Here is a 21814-nt window from a genome sequence, read left to right as displayed (position 1 = left end):
CAATGAAGCAATTTATCAAATACAAGTTTACTTCAATTCTCATTTTAGCGCTGCTAACAATCAGTGTTTCAGGTTGTAAGTCAGCAAAAGCAATTGCTTCTACAGGTGAGGCTAGTTCAAAGCTAACGTCTAAACAACTGATTAAAGCTCATAAAAAGAATAACGTAGATTTTAAAACACTACAAGCCAGAGCTAAAATAGATATTACACAAGGCGAAAAAACTCAAGGTGCAACCTTTAATCTACGTATGCAAAAAGATGAAGTTATATGGTTAAGCGCGCCATTAGGTTTAGCACGTATGAAGATTACGCCAGACCAAGTTCAGTTTTATAACAAAACTGACAATACTTATTTTGATGGCAATTATCAATTATTAAGTGATTTTGTAGGTTTTGAATTAGACTTTCAGAAAGTCCAAAACATACTTATGGGACAAGCAATTTATGATTTAAAGGCACAACCTCATGATGTAAATATTCAGGATAACTCTTATGTCCTTCAACCTCAAAAACAAGATGTGTTATTAGAGTTATTTTACTTGATGAATGCATCACATTTTAAGCTAAACTCTTTACAGATGGCACAATCTGTAAAGCGAAGATTTCTTCAAGTTGATTATAAATCATATCAAGATATCGAGAAGAATGTTATCCCCAAAGAGATAAAAATTATTGCTGTAGAAGATACTGATGAAGCTTTGATAGATATGGAAATTAGATCTGTAACACTTAACGGAGAAGTGCGTTTTCCTTTCAGAATTCCTTCAGGTTATAAAGAAATTGAATTGAAATAATATGCGATTAAAAAGTCTTTTTATAATTGCAATACTGACATTGTTTTCTGTTTCATTTGTTTCAGCACAAAGCGAAAAACAAAAGCAGCTAGAGGCCAAACGTCAACGTCTTTTAAAAGAAATATCGCAACTAAATTCTATAAACAGAGCCAATAAAACAAAGGAGAAATCTGTTGTTTCTCAAGTCGAAGATGTCAACTACAAAATTAGAGTACGTCAAAATTTGATTAAGGTCTCTAATGAACAAGCCAATCAATTGACACGCGACATTAATAGTAATCAAAAAGAAATTACGCAGCTCAGAGACCAATTAAAAGAGCTAAAAGAAGATTATGCTAAAATGGTTGTAAAGTCCTATAAAAGTAAATCTGAGCAAAGTAAAGTGATGTTTCTATTGTCTTCTGACAATTTTAAACAGGCATATAAGCGTCTTCAATACATCAATCAATACAAAGCATATCAGAAAAAACAAGCTGAAGATATAAAAGCAAAAACACAAGATTTACAGAATCTTAATTTAGAACTATCAAAACAAAAAGAGATAAAGAAAAAGCTTGTCGCAGAAAACAGAAAGGCAAAAATAGCTTTAGAGTCTGAGATGAAAATCCAACAAGATTTGATGGTGCTTATTCGTAAAGACATCAAAAAGCATACTGCCGAAATTCGTAAAAAACGACAAGAAGCTGACCGAATAGACAAAGAAATAAACCGATTGATTCGAGAAGCTATTGCAGCTTCAAATAAAAAAGCTGGAAAAAAGACATCTACAGGTAAGTTTGTATTAACACCTGCAGCAAAGAAGTTAGCTGCCAATTTTGAGTCTAATAAAGGTAAGTTGCGTTGGCCGGTTGACAGAGGTGTCATAAAAAGTAAATATGGATTACAACGTTCAATTACTGACAAAGCAGTAAAACAGAATTACAAAAGTATTTACATCTCTACGGAGAAGAACGAAAAGGTTAAGGCTGTTTTTAAAGGTGAAGTTTATAAAATCATGGTCATAAAAAATGCTAATCCAGCTGTAATGATTAGCCATGGTAGTTACATTACAGTGTATATGAACATGTCTAAAATCAATGTAAAGTCGGGCGATAAAATTGAGACAGGTCAAGTGATTGGAGAAGCATTTACCAATAAACAAACTGGAGAAACCCTATTGGGCTTTAGAGTCTATAAAAATGATGCAACTCAAAATCCTGAATATTGGCTCTCTAAAAATTAGAGAGTAACAACGACATAACCATTTCTGGTTTTTTTATAACGCCTTCCGTTCCAAGTATAATACCGTTTTCCGTTTACACGCACTATTTTATAATTTCGAGGTAAAGTTTTGATTACTGTTACATTAGTAGGTTGCCTAACCACAACGCGTCGTGCACAAGAATTAAGATTTAGTAATAGGAGAAAGCCAAATAAAAAAAAGAGATTCTTCATCATTAAAAGATTTAGGTTTAATAATGAATAAGACTATAAAAAAGCAAATAAGTTTAATTACTCAAATAAAGCTTTTAGTTCGGTAGCATCTGAAGCCTTCATTTTTCCAGCAATAACTAAACTCAATTGTTTACGTCTCAAGGCAGCATTAAAACGTTCTTTTTCTAATTCAGTTTCTGGTATTAATTCAGGTACTTTTACAGGTCTACCAGTTTCGTCAACTGCTACAAAAGTATATATAGCTTCATTGGCTTTGATGCATTCACCAGATTCTCGATCCTCAATCCATACGTCCATATATACTTCCATAGACGATGTAAAAGCTCTAGATACTTTAGCCTCAATAGTCACAACACTTCCAACAGGAACAGAACGGTTAAAAGCTACATGATTTACAGAAGCAGTAACCACAATTCTACGAGAATGACGACGTGCTGCGATACTTGCAGAGCGATCCATACGCGCTAAAAGTTCTCCTCCAAAAAGATTATTTAATGGATTTGTTTCACTCGGTAAAACGAGGTCTGTAACAATAGTTTTTGATTGAAATGCTGTTCTTGCTTCCATAAGATATTTAATTCACGACAAAGGTAAATTAAAAAGTAGGAAGTGGTGATTAACTTAGCTTAAGTTTTAACTAAATAGAATAAATTATTTATTCAGATCTTGCACCAACAACCACGCGTCTTTATTATGTGCTTTTCTAATGCCGTACATAGCGCGTTGTGCTTCAGATCTAGTTTCATAACTAGAATATACAACCTGATGTAAGCCAAAGCGATTTGCACCAATTTTACGAGCTTTATAACCCAAGGCTTTTAGTTGTTCTACTTTTTTATCAGAGTTGGCTTCAATTCTGAATGCGCCAGCTACAATATGATAATTACCTATTTGTTTTTCTACTGAAAATGTAGCTGCTGGTAATGGATTACTAATAAAAAATGTTGCTTCTTGTATTTCGGCCTCAATTTGTGTATTAGCTTCTTGTTGTGCAACTTGGTTTTGTTTGTTTATAGAATCATTATATATTTTACTAGTACCTAAACCACCTAAGCCTAAAATTATTACTGCTGCCGCAGCATATTTAAGCCAATTGCTAGAACGTTTTTCTGGTGTTAAAACAATCGCTGCCTTTTCTTCAATAGCTTCGACCTCTTGTTTTAAAACTTCTCGAGTAATATCTATACTATTAAAATGAGATAGGCCAAAAGCATCCGTCAAATAATTGATATGATAAGATGGATTAAAGACAATACTACCTTCTGTATTTAGTAATAAGTCTCCGATATGATTAAAAGAAATAGTTTCGCCTTCAATCAAATAAGATTTTAAGGCTTTGACTTGCTTAGATATTTTTTCTACAGCGACTTGATAGGGTACTTTTTCAACTTCTGCAATATAGTTCGCTAAAAGGCCGTCGTTATTTTGAAGTTGCTCATTAAAAGACAATACTTTTTTTGGCGGATAAAATGTGTGTGTCGACTCGTGTATTTTAGCAGATACGCGACTTGTTAAAAACGCACCAAAATCGGGCACGGTAACACAATCGTATCTGTATAATAAATCGCTGATGTAAATTTCTAACTGCATATACACAAATTTATAAAATTTTGTTTCCCATTAACCTTATGATGTACTAATTTATTAACATCGTAAAAAATGGTATTTTTAAAGTTTATATGAAATTTAAATGACCGAAGACCAACTCATAAATATTTTGGCGCTACAACATGTTCCTAAAATAGGTTCAACCACCGCTAAAAAGCTAATAGCGCATTGTGGAAGTGCAGAAGCTGTTTTTAGAGAAAAGAAAAGTAATATTCTAAAAATCGATGGGATTGGTACGGTAACTATTGAAGGTTTGTTTGATGGCATTCACTTTGAAGAAGCTAAAAATGAATTAAGATTCATAAAAGAAAATAATGTAGCTTATTCGTATTTTACGGATGACAGCTATCCTGAACGGTTAAAACACTGTATTGATGGACCTTTACTTTTATTTCAATCAGGGAATATTAATCTTGATAATAAACACATAATTAGTGTTGTTGGTGCAAGAAAAATAACAACAAGCGGCATAGCTTTTTGCGAAAAATTAGTTGAAGAATTAGCACCATACGACCCAGTAATCATTTCGGGCTTTGCTTATGGGACAGATATTACAGCTCATAAAGCTGCATTGAAACATAATTTGCAGACAGTTGGTTGTTTAGCACATGGCTTAAATCAAATCTACCCTAAAGTTCATAAAAAATACATGAGTGATGTCGAAAGACATGGCGGATTTTTCACTGACTTTTGGAGTACAGATACATTTGATAGAAACAATTTCTTAAAGCGAAATCGCATCATTGCTGGTCTTAGCGAAGCAACAATTGTTATAGAATCTGCAGAAAAGGGCGGAAGTTTAGTAACTGCAGATATTGCTAATTCTTATAATCGCGATGTTTTTGCTGTTCCAGGTAGAACAACTGATAGTCAAAGTGTTGGTTGTAATAATCTGATTAAAGCCAATCAAGCTCATTTATTATCAAATCCTTTGGATGTCCCATACTTATTAGGTTGGGAATTAGAGCAGAAACAAAAACCTGCTGTACAAAAACAACTATTTATAGAGTTAGAACCTAATGAAAAAATAATCTATAACTACTTAAAAGAAAACGACAAGGAACTTTTAGACGTAATCGCGCTAAACTGTAATATGCCAACTTATAAGCTTGCAGGACTATTACTTAATATGGAGCTAAAAGGTGTAGTTAGACCTTTGCCAGGTAAGTTGTTTGAGGTCATTTAAATTATTAAGAAAATCGGATTCTATTTCTTGTAATTCAAAGGCAAATGAAAGCCTGTTTTAGACGATATTTCTTCAATACTTATAAGCCAAATATCGTTTCTTAATTCGTTGAGCTTTTTAGGAAATAATACATTCATGTATACCATATTGTCATAGCCTTCAGGCATATAAAGTGTGGTTCCATAATAAGTAGATTCGTTATCGATATACCAATTTACGTAATGGTCATAAGCTTTCGCATAATCGTAAGGTGTTATATTTCCTCTTTCAACTTCAGACCATAATAAATCAATAAACTCTTTTGCATCATCTTTATTTATAAATGCTGCGACAGCATGATTAAGTAACATATTTATTGATTGGTCACTAAAACGAGAGACATATCTTCTGTTAGGAAATTTATTTGTTTTTAATAAATCTAACATCATGTAACTATTACCAGAACCAAGATATTTAGCTACTGTTTTATATTCTGTCTGATTTATATCTTTTTTTGGTAATATTTTTAATCTTACTTGCTGAAAGTAATATTCGTTTTGTAATAAAACCTCATAAGTTTCATCTTGAACGAGGTCTACAGTACTGAGAAATTTTTTTCGACTTTTCCTCATCTCTTTTTCATTCCGTGTAGCCATTGTTTTTATAAAATTAGCATACGGACTTTCTGAGTTTTCATATTTAAATAAAAACCCATTTTGATAGTTAACTTTATAAGGTAGTTTTTTAAAGTTTTTATCATCCTCAAACTGATAGCCATAAGCGATTGACTTTAAAAAATAAAAATCAGCGTTTTTTAAGTCATTATTTTTGTAATAATAGAAGGCTAAACTTTTTAGATCCTTTGAAAAAGGATCTGCAGCTTTAAAGGCTTTTTTGAAATAAAACACGGTAGAGTCAAGACTTTTAAAGCTTTTTGCCTTATTAAGGCTTTTATGATAGACTTCATAATTGTTGTTTTGCGCAGTTAGATTACTATGAAAAAAACAAATAGCTAAAAAACAAAATGTTTGTGCTTTTAATAAAAAACGAATCATTAAATGATGCTTTATAGATTTATATCAAATAAACTTAAGAATTTCTATGATATTGTTTGAGGCTATGCGGATTTTATTCTATCAATAAAAAAAGTAAGAATCCTTTCTATAAAAAAGCCGTAAATAATAAGATTTAGTAAGTGGATTAGTATGACAGTTATTAGGAATTGATTTTCTTGAAAAAAAGTATCTAAAATATAACCAGAAGGTATTGTTAAAAATTCAAAAATTTTGATTGGAATCATTTCTAAAAAACAATCTGGTAATCCATTGTAGTTCGAATTTTCCCACGGAATGTAAGTAATAATAATTAATAAGAAAGTTAGTGTGACACCAATAAGTAAAAAGCCTCTATTTACAGGTGCTATTTTCATTAATACCCAACTTTTTCACGAACACGTTTTAACACATTATTAGCAACATTTCCAGCTTTTTCTGCACCAACTTTTAAGGCAGCATTAACTTCGTTGAGGTTTGCCATATAGTAATTGTAACGTTCTCGCGCGTCCGAAAAACGTTCTAAGACTAATTCATAAAGCGCTTGTTTAGCATGACCATAACCGTAATTGCCATTTTCGTAATTGGCTTTCATTTCTGTAATTGCTTTGTCATCTGCTAACAGACTATAAATTGCAAAGCAATTACAAGTCGACCAATCTTTTGGTTCTTCAAGCGGTGTACTATCTGTTTGGATAGACATGATTTGCTTACGGAGTTTCTTTTCTGGCAAAAAAATATCTATAATATTTCCTTTACTCTTACTCATTTTTGCACCATCAGTACCAGGAATTAGCATGGTATCTTTTTGCACATCAGCTCTAGGTAATACAAAAGTTTCACTGCCAATCTTCGCATGAAAACGAGATGCAACATCTCGTGTCATTTCAATATGTTGTTCTTGGTCTTTTCCAACAGGTATAACTTCTGCATCATATAACAAAATGTCAGCGGCCATTAGCATTGGATACGTAAACAAACCCGCATTAACGTCTTCTAACCTATCTGCCTTGTCCTTAAAGCTATGTGCTAAAGTCAAACGTTGATATGGAAAAAAACAGCTTAAATACCAAGATAGTTCTGTTACCTGTGGCACATCACTTTGTCTGTAGAATATTGTTTTTTCAATATCTAAACCAAAGGCCAACCACGTTGCAGCAGTAGAGTAAGTGTTTTGTCTTAATGTTTGGGCATCCTTGATTTGCGTTAACGAGTGCATATCTGCAATAAATAAATACGAATCGTTAGCTTCGTTTTTTGCTTTTTCAATTGCTGGTAGTATTGCACCTAAAATATTACCTAAATGTGGTGTTCCTGTACTTTGTATTCCTGTTAGTATTCTTGCCATAATCATTCCCTGTGAAAACAGGAATTTCTATTTAATTCAAACTATAAAAACAAAGGTAATTTTTTCTGTTATACTATTTAATTTATTTGTCTAGTTTTGGGCAGATGAAATTCTTCAAATATATATTCTGGGTTTTTTACCGTATCTGGTTCTATGTTCTTGTGGCAATTCCTATTTTGCTATTACTACCTTTTTTATTAATCTCAATATCTAGAGAGCAATGGTATCCGTACTTTTTTAAATTAGCTCGTTTTTGGGCAAAGTTTATTTTGGTAGGCATGGGCTATAATTACAAATTTGAAAGACTACAGACACCTGACCCCAAAGCAAGTTATATGTTTGTGGCTAATCATACATCGATGACTGACATTATGCTAATGTTAGCATCGGTTAAAAATCCGTTTGTATTTGTTGGTAAAAAGGAGTTAGCTAAGATTCCGTTATTTGGATTTTTCTATAAACGTACTTGTATTTTAGTTGATAGAAGTAGCGCAAAGAGCCGACAAGCTGTTTTTTTGAGAGCACAACGTAGATTAAAACAGGGATTGAGTATTTGTATTTTTCCAGAAGGTGGTGTACCAGATGAATCTATTGTTTTGGATACTTTTAAAGATGGTGCTTTTAGGATGGCCATTAATCAACAAATACCTATCGTGCCAATGACGTTTTATGATAATAAAAAGCGTTTTCCATTTACTTTCTTCAGTGGCAGTCCAGGCAAAATGCGTGTTAAAATCCATAAATTTTTTATTACAGAAGGACTAACTATTGATGATACTAGAGACTTGAATAATACAGTTAGAACATTAATTTTAGAAGATTTATCCAAAGACCAAAAGCTTATAAATTAAAAAAGTCGCTCAAACCACTGAGCGACTTTTTACAAGTTATTGCCATCATTGCTTATTTGAGTTTGCAATAACTCCAACTAAAAAAACCTAAAACAAAGCCTAAAATTTAAAGCTTAAACCTGTATACACACCAATAAAAAACGGTCTAAAATCCCCCGATGTGTTATTGAATGTATTTAATTGATACTTGAATTTTGGTTCAAGATTGATATTAATCTTTTCAGATAAATTATAGTCAAGTCCAACACCAAAATTGGCACTAAAGCTTGTGTTATTAAAGTTGTTAGCTTCGCCAATTAGAGTGCTTTGGCCGTTGATATCTGCAAGAATTTCATTTTCATTAAGCAATAGTGTACTAAAACCGCCGCTAAGATTTACACCAAGTTTTTTGTCTATTAGACGATACTCTATTTCTAAAGGAATCTCTATAAAACCAAAACGTTGTTCTAGGCTTCCGGTTTGTAATGTATTTATAGCTTCTGGCACCGAGTTATCCGCAATTCTTGGGCGACTAATAAGCATTAAAGAGGCATGATTAACATCACTATTGAGTTGTACATTTTGCAATCTGCTTGAGGCTGCGGCAGCGTTTGCAGAAAACGTATTATCTGACAACGCAATGACATCATTAGTAGTGTTATTAAAGCTAACACGATTAATTCCAGCAGTGATTTTAAGCCTTTCGTTTACAGCATAACTTCCTTTTACACCATAACTCATACTTAAATCACTAGAGGTGTTATTAGAATCAAACTGAGCATCTAGCGAAGAACCTTCTCCTAAAGAATTAAAATAAACCGGCGCAACATTGGGTGCAATACTCCACCGGCGAATTTCTTTTTCTTCTTCATTATTAGTATTTGCTTCAGCAATAGCTTCTTCTATATCTTGACCAGTTTCTTTTTGTTTGTCTATAGTAGTATTTTCAATAGTTTCAATAGACTCACTGTTTTCACTTTTTTTGCTTTTGTTGTTAGCTGTTTTGTTTTTTGCAACAGCATTATTTGTATTTGAATTAGATTCTAAAATAGCCTTAATCTCTTCTTGAGATTTAAGCTGAACTTTGTTTTCTGTTTCTGTTTTATTTTTGTCTGTATTAGAAGTTGATGCAACAACATTTCTATTAGACTTAGTTTCGTTAATAGTAGAAAGTTTATTAGTCTGTTTTTCTGGTAGGGTTTTATTTCGAGTAGCAACAAAAGATGAATTATCTTTAGATTTATATTTTAAGGCAGGTGATTCAGAATAAACTTCTTTAGATTTTTTTAATGTATTATTTTCTTTTTTGTTTGACTCATTTTTACTCGAGTTATCTGAAGCGATAGTCGTATTTTCTTTTTGTAAAGTGGCGTGTTTGTCTGATTTTTTACTGTTTTCTATTTCAGTATTATTAGAATCAGAATCTACAACCACTGGCGTATCGTCAGTGTTATTAAAAGTAGTACCAATAGCAAACATAAGTACAAGTGCAGCTGCAACGCCACCAAATTTCCACCAAATCGGGATAATACGCTGTTTTTTCTTTTTCTTGTCAAGCCTAGCTTCAATGCCTTCCCAAAGCTTTTCGTCTGGCATAACTTCAAAGTCCTTAAACTTTTCTTGAAACAGTCTGTCGATATGTTTTTTATCGCTCATTTTTATAAGGATTGCGAATTTACACTCGCTTTATAATCTTCAATTTTTTGTTTTAAAATCATCCTTGCACGTGCTAGGTTTGATTTTGATGTGCCATTAGATATTTCTAACATTTTGGCAATTTCGTTATGTGAAAAACCATCCATAACATATAAGTTAAAGACCAACCGATAACGGTCTGGTAAATCTTGTATAATTTGAAGTAAAAAATCTAAGTCTACTTCATCATTATCAATTTCTATATCTACATTTTCAATCGCACTTTCATCAATTAAGCTATAAACCTGCACTTCTCGATAACGCTTTAATGCAGTATTAATAGCTATGCGTTTCATCCAACCTTCAAAAGAGCCTTTATTTTCATACTGTTCTATTTTATTAAAAATAGTAACAAATGCATCTTGTAAATTATCTTCAGCCTCTACGTAGTTTTTTGAATACTTTAGGCACAAGGAGAACAGTCTACTGGCGTACAGCTTGTATAATTGACTCTGAGCACTAGCATTCTTTTCTTTACAGTCTCTGATGAGTTCTTTTAAACTCAAGTGGTTGATGGATTTAGTTAAATATTTATTCTACGACAGGCACTTCTACTATTAGGTATTGGTCTTCACCATTTGTACCTGTTCCTTGATAAAACTGAAAAATATATGGGCCATTACTAAGTACTAAAAAATTGAAAGATACAGAAGCCTCTTCAGCATTTACTGAACAATTAGGGTCGTTGTAGACGGTATCAACTACGGCTACAGTTCTTGTGTTTCCGTTAGGCTGAATAATAAAATCATTGAATTCATGACATCCATTAGGTCTTAAATAGTCAACCGTAATTTCATAGGTTTCCCCTAATGTAAACTCGACAGGTATATCAACACCTGTAACTGACATTATCTGCAATTCAAAGTTTATTTCGTTTCCATCATTAATCTCACATGATAGTAGTGTTCCAAAAATAAATAATACGAGTAATTTTTTCATTTTTTTAGTTTAAAATTATAGCTTGCTTTAAGCAAGATGCAAAAAGGGTTAAATGGTTGCGTCTAAAAACAAAAAAATCCTGAAATTTTTCAGGATTTTTTTGTTAGGCTTCTATTTCATTGACTTTTGCCCTTACTTTTTCTTCTAGTTCATCCATTAATTCAGGATTATCTTTTATTAATGCCTTTACAGCATCTCGGCCTTGACCTAATTTTGTATCTTCATAGCTAAACCATGACCCTGCCTTTTTTATAATATCGTGCTCAACAGCAATATCTAAGATTTCACCAACTTTAGAAATACCTTGACCATACATAATATCAAATTCTGCTAATTTAAAAGGAGGAGCGACTTTGTTTTTTACAACCTTAACTCTGGTTTTGTTACCCATAACAGTGCTATTGCTATCTTTAATCTGAGTAGAACGTCTTATATCCAATCTTACAGAAGCGTAAAATTTTAGTGCATTTCCTCCGGTAGTCGTTTCTGGGTTTCCAAACATAACACCAATTTTTTCACGTAATTGGTTAATGAAAATCATCGTACAATTGGTTTTACTGATTGACCCCGTTAATTTTCTCAACGCTTGTGACATTAAACGTGCGTGTAGTCCCATTTTAGAATCTCCCATTTCTCCTTCAATCTCACTTTTTGGTGTTAAAGCAGCTACAGAATCTATAACAATAATGTCTATAGCGCCTGAACGTACTAAATTGTCTGCAATCTCTAGAGCTTGTTCGCCGTTATCTGGTTGAGAAATAATTAGATTTTCTAAATCAACACCTAACTTTTCGGCATAAAACCGGTCAAAAGCATGCTCAGCATCAATAAATGCAGCAATGCCTCCAGCTTTTTGCGCCTCTGCAATAGCGTGCAACGTTAATGTAGTTTTACCAGAAGATTCTGGGCCATATATTTCAATAACCCTGCCTCTAGGATATCCTCCAACGCCTAATGCAATATCTAATCCAAGCGAACCCGAAGAAATCGCATCGACATCTTCAATGGCTTGGTCACTCATTTTCATTACCGTTCCTTTTCCGTAAGCCTTGTCTAATTTGTCTAGCGTTAGTTTAAGCGCCTTTAATTTTGCATCTTTTTCACTACTCATATATTCAGTTTTTTGCTATTAATCTTGAAGGTAAAAATAATACTTCTTTTAACAGATTACAATTTAAGACGCAACCATTTTATAGTTTCTGCATCTACTAATTGAAAAAGGAAAAAATTGCTATGAAAAAGCTTCCGTTTAAGGTTAAAAATTTTAGAAATTGGATTTTCATTTAAACTTTAGGCAAAATAGCAGCTGTTTTAGTTTTCGGCTGTTGTAAAGCTGATGCAGGTTAACTCGTTCTAGTATGATGTAATTATATATTAACAACGAGTTAGTCCTCAAAAAAGCACTTTGGTAAAAATCAAAGTGCTTTTTTCGTTTAAAAAATTACCTTTGTACCTGAAAATAAATTCTTTAACCTTAAAACATTAGTATAGCATGCAACTGTACAATAACTTAAGCGCTAAAGAAAGAGCAGAACTTATCGAAAAAGCGGGCAAAGACCGTTTGACAATCTCTTTCTACAAATACGCAAAAATCGGAAACCCCGAACTTTTTAGAAATCACTTGTTTATAAATTGGAACGACATGGACGTCCTTGGGCGAATTTACGTAGCTCACGAAGGAATTAATGCCCAGCTTTCTGTTCCTGCAGATAATTTTGAAGTGTTTAAAAATCACCTAGATTCCATTACTTTTCTTGAAAACGTAAGATTAAATATTGCTGTTGAGCATGATAATTTTGCCTTTTTAAAATTAAAGGTAAAAGTTCGAAATAAAATTGTAGCTGATGGTTTAAACGACGACACTTTTGATGTTACAAATAAAGGCGTACATGTTAATGCCGAAAAATTTAATGAACTCATTGAAGACCCAAATACCGTATTGGTAGATATGCGTAATCATTACGAAAGTGAAATTGGTCATTTTAAAAATGCTGTAACGCCAGACGTTGATACATTTAGAGAGTCTCTGGATTTAATTGAAGAAGATTTAAGAGAACATAAAGAAGATAAAAAATTAGTCATGTATTGTACTGGCGGTATTCGTTGCGAAAAGGCAAGTGCATACTACAAACACAAAGGCTTTAAAAATGTATTTCAGCTTGAAGGTGGTATAATCAACTACGTACGGCAAATTGAAGCAAAAGGTTTAGAAAATAAGTTTCTAGGTAAAAATTTTGTGTTTGACCAACGTCGTTCGGAGCGAATTTCAGACGACGTAATTTCTAACTGCCATCAATGTGGAGAGCCAGCTGATATGCATACCAATTGTGCTAATGAAGCTTGTCATTTACTTTTTATCCAATGTGATAATTGTAAAGAAAAAATGAATAATTGCTGTTCGACCAATTGTATGGAAATTATAGAATTGTCATTTGAGGAGCAAAAAGCGTTGCGAAAAGGACAGGGAAATAGTAACGACATCTTTAAAAAAGGACGTGCCGACCACTTGCCTTTTAAAAAGGATTTGCGAAATATATTTGAGGTGTTGAAGAAGTAGTTTTTGATTTTTTAAACTAAATCAGCATGATTACATAAAACAGAAATTGAATGAGTATAACTAAAAACGTCTTTTTTGTTGTAATATCTTTATTTTTTGCAACTATAGCTATTGGACAAGTAGACCCTTTGTATAATTATGATGTTATAGATATTGATGATTATAATGGTTATTCCAAATATAGATTACAGGGGAAAAAATATTATCTCCACCATAATAAAATTACAAAAAACAAAGATTCTATAATCTTTAATGAGGTGTTAATTCGAGATAAAGACACAATTCTTAATATCAAAACTGATAACATAACTTTCTTTTCAATCCTTAAAAAAAGATATTTATTTGTGTCATACTACCCTAAAGAACAAAAAGGGTCTTCATTAGGATTTTCTTTAAGAAATCTAGGAAAAGTTGATGTTATAGATTTAAAACACCCAACAAGAAAATGGTATTTTGACTTAAAAGACAACTTTGGTCTGGATTTACGTGGTATTGTCGATTTTAAACCAGCGAAAGGTGAAATTATATTCAATTATAAATTTTCAATCAACACAAATAAAGAAATGAAGTCTATCATTCCCGGAAAAAACTCTACGAGATATTGATATTGCTTTTATTTTATTTCTATATAAAGGCTTTTTTATTCTCTTTATTTAATATTCTTCAAGTCCGATAAATAATTTTATCTTTACTTCTTAAAGATTTATGAATCCTTCTTTCAGAATTTTACAACATTCTGAAGTATATATAACATATTATTATGGCTTGTAACAGTTGCTCAACTGGCAAAGATGGCCAACCAAAAGGATGTAAAAACAATGGGACTTGTGGTACAGATAGCTGCAACAAACTCACGGTTTTTGACTGGCTGGCCAACATGTCGCTTCCTAACGGACAAGAACCTTTTTCGGGTGTTGAAGTTCGTTTTAAAAACGGAAGAAAACTATATTATAAAAACACTGAAAATTTAACGCTAAGTATTGGCGATATTGTTGCTACGCAAGCAAAATCTGGCCATGATGTAGGTATGGTTACACTTACTGGAGAGCTTGTTCGTGTGCAAATGAAGCGAAAAAAAATCGATATAGAAGACAAAGAGAATGTCTTAAAAATCTATCGAAAAGCATCCCAAAAAGACATTGATATCTGGTCATCTGCTCGAGATAAAGAAGAACCGATGAAGGTCAAAGCAAGGCAATTTGCTATTGACTTAAATCTTAAAATGAAAATATCAGATATCGAATTTCAAGGAGATGGAAGTAAAGCCACATTTTACTATACAGCTGAAGAACGTGTAGATTTTAGAGAATTGATTAAGGTTTTTGCGCGTGAGTTTAGAACACGTATCGAAATGCGTCAAGTTGGTTTTAGACAAGAAGCAGCAAGGCTTGGTGGTATTGGCTCATGTGGTAGAGAATTGTGTTGTTCTACTTGGTTGACTGACTTTAGATCTGTTAGTACATCTGCGGCACGTTACCAGCAATTATCTTTAAATCCTCTAAAGCTTGCTGGGCAATGTGGTAAACTCAAATGTTGTCTAAATTATGAATTAGACTCTTACCTAGATGCTTTAAAAGCTTTCCCTAAAAGAGAGAAAAAACTACAAACTGAAAAAGGTACAGCTGTTTGCCAAAAGACAGATATTTTTAAAGGATTGATGTGGTATGCCTACGAAGGCGAATGGATGAATTGGCACATTCTTTCTACTGCTCAGGCTAATGAAATTATTGAAAAAAATAAAAAAGGACAAAAAGTTGCTAACCTCGAGGAGTATGCTTCAGAACATATTGAAGACACTAAAACAGAATTCGAAAACGTTGTTGGTCAAGATAGTTTAACGCGCTTTGATAGTCCAAAACGCAATAACAGACGTAAAAACAATAAGAACCGTAACCGAAATAACAAAAGGCGAAATCGAAACCCTAAGAATAATGCCAAAAAAGATTAGTGTTTTTTTTATAGCGTGTTTAACGTTAACTCTTTTAGTATCCTGTGATACTAAAGCTGTTTTTGATGAATACCAATCGTTGCCAAATCAATGGAATAAAGACACTATTATTTCGTTTGATCTTGAGGCTCCTGATACTACTGAAACCTATAACTTGTATGTTAATCTTAGGAATAATAACGACTATAAATTCAGTAATTTATATTTAATTACAGGTTTAGAATATCCAAATGGAAAAACTTTTATAGATACATTAGAGTATAAAATGGCTGCGCCAGACGGAACACTTTTAGGAGAAGGTTTTTCGGATATAAAAGACAACAAATTGTGGTACAAAGGCTATAAAACTCCATTTGTATTCAATGAATCAGGAACATACACTTTTAAAGTCCAGCAGGCTATGCGAAAGTTTGGAGATGTAAATGGTGTGGATGATTTAGAAGGTATAACAGAAGTAGGTTTTAGAGTAGAAAATAAATAGTTATGGCTAGAAAACAAGCTGCAAAAAAAACAAACGAAACACAAGATTTTTCAAAATATATCCGATGGTTTTGGATGATATTCGGATTAGGATTTTTATCAGTCATTTTATTATTCCTATTCGCATCATGGGGACTTCTAGGTGAGATGCCAGATCATACCGTTCTTGAAAATCCGCGTACAAATTTAGCATCAGAAGTTATATCGTCAGACGGCAAGACTTTATCAAAATTTTATTTTGAAGACAACAGAACACCAATAGGGTTTAATGAGTTACCTAAAAATTTGGTAGACGCTTTAGTAGCAACTGAAGATATTCGTTTTTATGAACATTCTGGTATTGATGCTAGAGGTTTTTTGAGAGCTGTTTTTGCGAAATTAACATTTAGAGATAAAGGTGGTGCTAGTACCATAACTCAGCAATTAGCAAGACAATTATTTGTAGGGGTTAGATCTAAAAATAAATTAGAAGCAGTTACTCAAAAAATTAAAGAATGGGTCATTGCTATCCGTTTAGAACGTCAATATACCAAAGAAGAAATTATAGCAATGTATTTCAACATCTATGATTTTAATAATAATGCGGATGGTATTCGTTCTGCTTCTAGAATATATTTCAATAAAGAGCCAAAAGATTTAGACTTAAAAGAATCGGCCATGTTAGTTGGAATGTTTAAAAATTCTTCATTATACAATCCTCGCTCTCACAGAAATCCAGTTGGTACAAGAAATAGGCGAAATGTTGTTTTGGCACAAATGGCTAAGTATGATTATATAGCAGAAACAGTAAAGGACTCGCTTCAAAAAACAGAACTAGATTTAGATTATTCTCCAGAATCTCATCGCGAAGGTTTAGCAACATATTTCAGAGCAAATCTAGCTGAATTTATGAAAAGCTGGATTAAAGACAATCCTAAACCTGACGGTGAAAAATATAATCTTTATAACGATGGACTTAAAATTTACACCACGATAGATTACCGTATGCAGCAACATGCAGAAAATGCTGTAGCACAACACATGCCTAATCTACAAGCTGCATTTGACAAACAAAATACGCCGAAAAAGAATCCAACAGCGCCCTTTTTAGAGCTAGACGACAAGGAAATTAAAAGTCTAATGAACGTAGGAATGCGCAGAAGCGAACGTTGGAGACATATGAAAAATGACCTAGGTAAATCTGAAAAAGAAATTATTGCATCTTTTGATAAACCTGTTCAAATGGAGGTTTTTGCTTGGAAAAATGGAAAATATACAGAGATAGATACAGTAATGAAGCCTATGGATTCTATGCGTTATTACAAATCTTTTTTACGACCAGCAATGATGTCCATGGACCCACAAACAGGTCATGTAAAAGCTTGGGTTGGCGGTATGAATTACAAGCACTTTAAGTATGATATGGTAAAACAAGGGAAGCGTCAAGTTGGGTCAACCTTTAAGCCATTTGTATATGCAACCGCAATTGATCAACTACAATTATCACCATGCGATTCTTTGCCAAGAACACCAGTTACTATAGAGGCTAATAAATTTGGAAATCCAGAATCATGGACGACTAAAAATTCTGACGGTAAATATGATGGTTTTCAAACATTGAAAGAAGCTTTAGCAAGTTCTACTAATACCATCACAGCGCGATTAATGAATGAGATTGGTCCACAACCTGTTGTAGAAATGGCCAAGAAATTAGGAGTAGAGCAAGATATTTTACCAGTACCAGCGATAGCACTAGGAACACCAGATATAAGCGTTTACGAAATGGTAGCTGCATATTCTACGTTTGCAAATAAAGGCGTCTATAATAGACCTGTTTTAGTAACACGGATTGAAGATAAAAATGGAACTGTATTATACCAATTTCAACCAGAAAGTCGTGATGTTCTCAGTGAAGAAGTTGCTTATGTAACGGTGAATTTAATGCAAGGTGTTGTTCAAGGTGGATCAGGTAAAAGACTTTATGATACATGGCGTACAAACCAAAAATTTACCAAAGAAATGCTTACGGGTTATCCTTATGGATTAACAAATCCAATTGCAGGAAAAACAGGAACTACACAAAATCAATCTGATGGTTGGTTTATGGGTATGGTTCCTAATTTAGTAACTGGTGTTTGGGTTGGATGCGAAGATAGAGCTGCACATTTTAAGACAATTACATACGGACAAGGTGCGTCTACAGCTTTACCAATTTGGGGGCTGTATATGAAAGCTTGCTATGAAGACAAAACTTTAAATGTTTCAAAGGAAGATTTCGAAAAACCTTCAAATTTATCAATTGAAACTAATTGTGATGAGTTTAATGAAGACAGTAAACCTACAGACAACGATGTTAGTGACGATATAGGTATTGACTTCTAAACATTAATTATTAACTTTCTTTTTTGTTTACCGTAGTAGTAATTCATGTCAATCTTTTGTAATTTACGTCTGCAAATAATCAATAGATATGATTAATAAAAAAGTAGACAATGTCACTGTTGCATTAAACGGTGTGACAGATAATATGACTTTTATGTTAGGCGGTTTTGGCCTTAGCGGTATTCCCGAAAATGCTATCGCCGAGTTAGTAAAGCGAAACAATAAAGGTTTAACATGTATTTCTAATAATGCAGGTGTCGATGATTTTGGCCTAGGACTTTTACTTCAACAAAAACAAGTTAAAAAAATGATATCGTCTTATGTAGGCGAGAATGATGAATTTGAGCGTCAGATGTTAAGTGGAGAGCTAGATGTCGAATTAATTCCGCAAGGTACATTAGCTGAGCGTTGCCGAGCAGCACAAGCTGGCTTTCCTGCAATCTATACACCTGCAGGATTCGGTACTGAAGTTGCAGAAGATAAAGAAACAAGAGAATTTGATGGAAAAATGTACGTCTTAGAGCATGCATTTAAAGCAGATTTTGCTTTTGTTAAAGCTTGGAAAGGTGATGCTGCAGGAAATTTAATTTTTAAGGGCACAGCTCGAAATTTTAATCCAAACATGTGTGGCGCAGCCAAAATAACAGTTGCTGAGGTTGAAGAGTTAGTACCTGTTGGTGAGCTAGACCCAAATCAAATTCATATTCCAGGAATATTTGTTCAGCGTATTTTTCAGGGAGAAGTTTATGAAAAACGAATAGAGCAACGAACCGTAAGACAAAGAAGTTAATTATGCTAGATAAAAACGGAATCGCAAAGCGAATTGCTAAAGAAGTAAAAGACGGTTATTATGTTAACCTAGGGATTGGTATACCAACTTTAGTTGCCAATTTTGTAAGAGAAGATATAGAGGTAGAGTTTCAAAGCGAGAATGGAGTTCTTGGAATGGGACCATTTCCTTTTGAAGGCGAAGAGGATGCAGATATTATTAATGCTGGTAAGCAAACCATTACAACGTTACCAGGTGCTAGTTTCTTTGATTCAGCAACAAGTTTTTCGATGATACGAGGTAAACATGTAGACTTAACGATATTAGGCGCTATGGAAGTTGCAGAAAATGGAGATATTGCCAATTGGAAAATCCCTGGTCGTATGGTAAAAGGTATGGGTGGCGCGATGGATTTAGTAGCAAGTGCCGAAAATATTATTGTAGCTATGATGCATACCAATAAGCGTGGCGAATCTAAACTTTTAAAAGAATGTTCTTTACCACTAACAGGCGTTGGTTGTGTCAAAAAAATTGTAACTAATTTAGCAGTTATAGAAGTAACAGAACAAGGATTTAAATTATTAGAACGTGCTCCAGGTGTTTCAGTAGATGAAATAAAAATTGCCACAGATGGACATTTAATTATTGAAGGAGATATACCTGAAATGAGTCTATAAAATTATTTTAATAGAAAAGCCATTATTAATTTTAATGGTTTTTTTATGCTCTAAATTGATTAAATGTTAAAATTTAATGTATTTCATCGATTAATAATGTATTTAATCGTTTAAAATGAAATATTATCTCATATTAGCAGTCCCAAACCTATTTAACCAAATTTACCATAAACTTAATTTATGATTTGTCCCAAATCTATCATAAACTAATACTTATGAAAACTAAACCAAATCTACCAGAACCTACTTTTGAAGTAAAACCTTCAAAATTTAAAAATACGCTCAGATTAATATCTGGCGTATTTTATTTAACCAAAAAGGTATTCTTTCTATAAACCTTTAGGAATAGCATTGATTAATTTTTTTGTATACTCTTTTTTAGGATCACTATAAATTGAATCAGCTTCACCAAACTCTTCAATTTCACCTTTGTTCATAACCAAAAGCTTGTCGGACATATACTTTACGACTGCTAAATCGTGAGATATAAATAGATATGTAAACCCAAAATTTTCTTTTAAACTATTTAAAAGATTTAATACTTGTGCTTGTACGGAAATATCTAGTGCAGAAACAGATTCGTCACAGACAATTAGTTTTGGCTCTAAAGCAATAGTTCTAGCAATACCAATTCGTTGACGTTGACCTCCCGAAAACTCGTGTGGATATTTATTAAAAGTTTCAGCATCTAATCCAACATGTTGTAAAATAGAAATGACTTTAGCTTTTCTGTCTTCTGTTGAATCACCAATATGATGGACTTTCATAGGCTCCATAATTGCGCTACCTACTGTTAGTCTTGGATTTAATGATGCAAATGGGTCTTGAAAAATAATCTGAATGTCTTTTCGTAAGGCTCTTAAATTAGACTTATTCAAATTAGTTATGTCTTTACCTCTATATTTTATAATTCCTGAGGTCGCTTTATCTAGCTGAAGAATGGCATTCCCAAGTGTTGATTTACCACAACCAGACTCTCCAACTAAGCCAAGTGTTTCGCCCTCGTAAATGTTAAAACTGACTTGGTTTACGGCTTTAAATTCAGTTTTTGGTTTTAGAAAACCTTTTTTTGACAAGTATATTTTATCTAAATCAATGACTTCCAATAGTGGTTGTTGGTTGTAGATTTTAGTATGCTTTTTTATTCGTTCTTGAGTAGTAACAATTTTATTATTTACAGTTTCATTTACAAAATCACTAACAGTTGGCAGCTGTTTTAATCTTGTTTTCATTGATGGACGAGAGTTAAAGAGCGCCTTAGTATAATTATTTTTTGGTGCAATAAAAATTTGGTTAACATCACCTTGCTCTACAATATCTCCTTTATACATTACAGCAACGCGGTCTGCAAGTTGTGAGACTAATGCCAAATCGTGAGATATAAAAAGAACACTCATTTTTGTTTCTAGCTGAAGTGATTTCAACAATTCTAAAATCTCTTTTTGTACAGTAACATCTAATGCAGTAGTTGGCTCATCCGCAATTAATAATTTTGGTTTACAGGCTATCGCCATTGCAATCATTACACGTTGTTTTTGACCACCAGAAATCTCATGAGGATATTTTGAAAAAATATTTTTTGGTTCAGGAAGTTTCACTTTTTCGAAAAGTGATAAAACGTTCACCTTAATTTCAGGTTTCGAAAGTTTTGTATGTTGTTTTAAAATTTCGGCAACTTGTTTACCGCAGGTCATAGATGGGTTCAGGGAACTCATTGGTTCTTGAAAAATCATGGCAATGTCATTACCTCTTATGGATTGAAATTCCTTTTCTGTTATGTTTAAAAGATTTTTACCTTCAAATTGAATGGAGCCTTTGGTGATTTCAGAAATACCTTTAGGTAATAACCCCATAATTGCTAAAGATGATACTGATTTACCTGAACCAGATTCTCCAACGATTCCTAAAATTTCATTTTTATAAATAGAGAATGAAATGTTATGAATGACTTCATTTTTGATTTCATTTGAGTCAAAACTTACGCTAAGATTCTGAATTTTAAGGATTTCGCTCTTTTCCATGTGTAAATTTAATGTAATAAAACCATACAAAAAAGCAGGTTAAATTAAAGAATTAATAACGTTTCGTCGAAAATATTAAGAATTTGATTGTTCATTAACATAATTTTAATAATTTTCAGCTGTCGAAAATATTTCT

Annotated in this window: 22 protein-coding genes; 11 read left to right on the top strand and 11 right to left on the bottom strand. The window is 32.9% G+C overall.

Annotated features, from left to right (window positions below; genetic code table 11):
• Positions 1 to 2 precede the first annotated feature (2 nt).
• Both BTO05_RS08340 and BTO05_RS08335 read left to right on the top strand, forming a co-directional pair.
• A complete protein-coding gene (locus BTO05_RS08340; RefSeq protein WP_087492224.1) occupies positions 3 to 794 on the top strand; it encodes a DUF4292 domain-containing protein in 792 nt (263 codons plus the stop codon).
• 1 nt (position 795) lies between these two features.
• On the top strand, positions 796 to 2016 hold the full coding sequence (locus BTO05_RS08335; RefSeq protein ID WP_087492223.1) for a murein hydrolase activator EnvC family protein: 1221 nt from the start codon (positions 796 to 798) through the stop codon (positions 2014 to 2016).
• Here the strand turns inward: BTO05_RS08335 and BTO05_RS14255 are convergent.
• The 3 genes from BTO05_RS14255 to BTO05_RS08320 all read right to left on the bottom strand — a co-directional run bounded on the left by BTO05_RS14255 (position 2013) and on the right by BTO05_RS08320 (position 3818).
• Positions 2013 to 2228, bottom strand: a complete 216-nt coding sequence (locus BTO05_RS14255) for a DUF6515 family protein (RefSeq protein ID WP_317041892.1) — start codon at positions 2226 to 2228, stop codon at positions 2013 to 2015. The two genes, BTO05_RS08335 and BTO05_RS14255, sit on opposite strands and share 4 nt — an antisense overlap.
• 57 nt (positions 2229 to 2285) lie before the next feature.
• A complete protein-coding gene (locus tag BTO05_RS08325) occupies positions 2286 to 2795 on the bottom strand; it encodes an acyl-CoA thioesterase (RefSeq protein ID WP_087492221.1) in 510 nt (169 codons plus the stop codon).
• 84 nt (positions 2796 to 2879) lie between these two features.
• The gene (locus BTO05_RS08320) at positions 2880 to 3818 is read right to left on the bottom strand and encodes an SPOR domain-containing protein (protein ID WP_087492220.1); all 939 of its coding nucleotides are present in this window, start codon (positions 3816 to 3818) and stop codon (positions 2880 to 2882) included.
• A gap of 100 nt (positions 3819 to 3918) precedes the next feature.
• Here BTO05_RS08320 and dprA point away from each other — a divergent pair, with 100 nt between their 5' ends.
• A complete protein-coding gene (gene dprA / locus BTO05_RS08315) occupies positions 3919 to 5022 on the top strand; it encodes a DNA-processing protein DprA (protein ID WP_087492219.1) in 1104 nt (367 codons plus the stop codon).
• Positions 5023 to 5042: 20 nt separating this feature from the next.
• Here dprA and BTO05_RS08310 read toward each other — a convergent pair whose 3' ends face one another.
• From BTO05_RS08310 to trpS, 3 genes are all read right to left on the bottom strand, one after another.
• Positions 5043 to 6056, bottom strand: coding sequence for a hypothetical protein (locus BTO05_RS08310; RefSeq protein WP_087492218.1), 1014 nt, complete (start codon positions 6054 to 6056; stop codon positions 5043 to 5045).
• Between the two features lie 62 nt (positions 6057 to 6118).
• Positions 6119 to 6430 carry a hypothetical protein gene (locus BTO05_RS08305; RefSeq protein ID WP_087492217.1) on the bottom strand — a complete coding sequence of 104 codons (312 nt, stop codon included), beginning with the start codon at positions 6428 to 6430 and terminating at the stop codon, positions 6119 to 6121.
• Positions 6430 to 7401 carry a tryptophan--tRNA ligase gene (trpS, locus tag BTO05_RS08300; protein ID WP_087492216.1) on the bottom strand — a complete coding sequence of 324 codons (972 nt, stop codon included), beginning with the start codon at positions 7399 to 7401 and terminating at the stop codon, positions 6430 to 6432. The genes BTO05_RS08305 and trpS overlap by 1 nt, the downstream gene beginning before the upstream one ends.
• 104 nt (positions 7402 to 7505) lie before the next feature.
• Between trpS and BTO05_RS08295 the strand changes: the two genes are divergently transcribed.
• Positions 7506 to 8252 (top strand): lysophospholipid acyltransferase family protein, encoded by a 747-nt coding sequence (locus tag BTO05_RS08295; protein ID WP_087492215.1) that lies wholly within the window; start codon positions 7506 to 7508, stop codon positions 8250 to 8252.
• Between the two features lie 99 nt (positions 8253 to 8351).
• Here the strand turns inward: BTO05_RS08295 and BTO05_RS08290 are convergent, their stop codons facing one another.
• From BTO05_RS08290 to recA, 4 genes are all read right to left on the bottom strand, one after another.
• Positions 8352 to 9887, bottom strand: coding sequence for an outer membrane beta-barrel protein (locus BTO05_RS08290; protein ID WP_087492214.1), 1536 nt, complete (start codon positions 9885 to 9887; stop codon positions 8352 to 8354).
• A gap of 2 nt (positions 9888 to 9889) precedes the next feature.
• Positions 9890 to 10432 carry an RNA polymerase sigma factor gene (locus BTO05_RS08285; RefSeq protein WP_087492213.1) on the bottom strand — a complete coding sequence of 181 codons (543 nt, stop codon included), beginning with the start codon at positions 10430 to 10432 and terminating at the stop codon, positions 9890 to 9892.
• Between the two features lie 25 nt (positions 10433 to 10457).
• A complete protein-coding gene (locus BTO05_RS08280; protein WP_087492212.1) occupies positions 10458 to 10865 on the bottom strand; it encodes a hypothetical protein in 408 nt (135 codons plus the stop codon).
• Between the two features lie 103 nt (positions 10866 to 10968).
• Positions 10969 to 11976 carry a recombinase RecA gene (gene recA / locus BTO05_RS08275; RefSeq protein WP_087492211.1) on the bottom strand — a complete coding sequence of 336 codons (1008 nt, stop codon included), beginning with the start codon at positions 11974 to 11976 and terminating at the stop codon, positions 10969 to 10971.
• Positions 11977 to 12357: 381 nt separating this feature from the next.
• Here recA and BTO05_RS08270 point away from each other — a divergent pair, with 381 nt between their 5' ends.
• The 7 genes from BTO05_RS08270 (at position 12358) to BTO05_RS08240 (ending at position 19657) form a co-directional block, all read left to right on the top strand.
• The gene (locus tag BTO05_RS08270) at positions 12358 to 13422 is read left to right on the top strand and encodes a rhodanese-related sulfurtransferase (RefSeq protein ID WP_087492210.1); all 1065 of its coding nucleotides are present in this window, start codon (positions 12358 to 12360) and stop codon (positions 13420 to 13422) included.
• A 50-nt stretch (positions 13423 to 13472) separates the two neighbouring features.
• Positions 13473 to 14027, top strand: a complete 555-nt coding sequence (locus BTO05_RS08265) for a hypothetical protein (protein WP_087492209.1) — start codon at positions 13473 to 13475, stop codon at positions 14025 to 14027.
• A 155-nt stretch (positions 14028 to 14182) separates the two neighbouring features.
• Positions 14183 to 15370, top strand: coding sequence for a stage 0 sporulation family protein (locus BTO05_RS08260; RefSeq protein WP_087492208.1), 1188 nt, complete (start codon positions 14183 to 14185; stop codon positions 15368 to 15370).
• Positions 15354 to 15851, top strand: coding sequence for a gliding motility lipoprotein GldH (locus tag BTO05_RS08255; RefSeq protein ID WP_087492207.1), 498 nt, complete (start codon positions 15354 to 15356; stop codon positions 15849 to 15851). The genes BTO05_RS08260 and BTO05_RS08255 overlap by 17 nt, the downstream gene beginning before the upstream one ends.
• Positions 15852 to 15853: 2 nt before the next feature.
• Positions 15854 to 18211, top strand: coding sequence for a penicillin-binding protein 1A (locus BTO05_RS08250; RefSeq protein ID WP_087492206.1), 2358 nt, complete (start codon positions 15854 to 15856; stop codon positions 18209 to 18211).
• Positions 18212 to 18299: 88 nt separating this feature from the next.
• Positions 18300 to 19001: a CoA transferase subunit A gene (locus BTO05_RS08245; protein ID WP_087492205.1), complete on the top strand. Its 702-nt coding sequence runs from the start codon at positions 18300 to 18302 to the stop codon at positions 18999 to 19001.
• Between the two features lie 2 nt (positions 19002 to 19003).
• Complete coding sequence (locus tag BTO05_RS08240; RefSeq protein WP_087492204.1) at positions 19004 to 19657, top strand: CoA transferase subunit B; 654 nt, start codon at positions 19004 to 19006, stop codon at positions 19655 to 19657.
• Between the two features lie 329 nt (positions 19658 to 19986).
• Here the strand turns inward: BTO05_RS08240 and BTO05_RS08235 are convergent, their stop codons facing one another.
• Positions 19987 to 21678: an ABC transporter ATP-binding protein gene (locus BTO05_RS08235; protein WP_087492203.1), complete on the bottom strand. Its 1692-nt coding sequence runs from the start codon at positions 21676 to 21678 to the stop codon at positions 19987 to 19989.
• Positions 21679 to 21814 lie beyond the last annotated feature (136 nt).

The sequence above is a fragment of the Winogradskyella sp. PC-19 genome (assembly GCF_002163855.1).
In the GTDB taxonomy this organism is placed as follows: domain Bacteria; phylum Bacteroidota; class Bacteroidia; order Flavobacteriales; family Flavobacteriaceae; genus Winogradskyella.
This window is presented reverse-complemented; position numbering and strand designations above follow the sequence as displayed.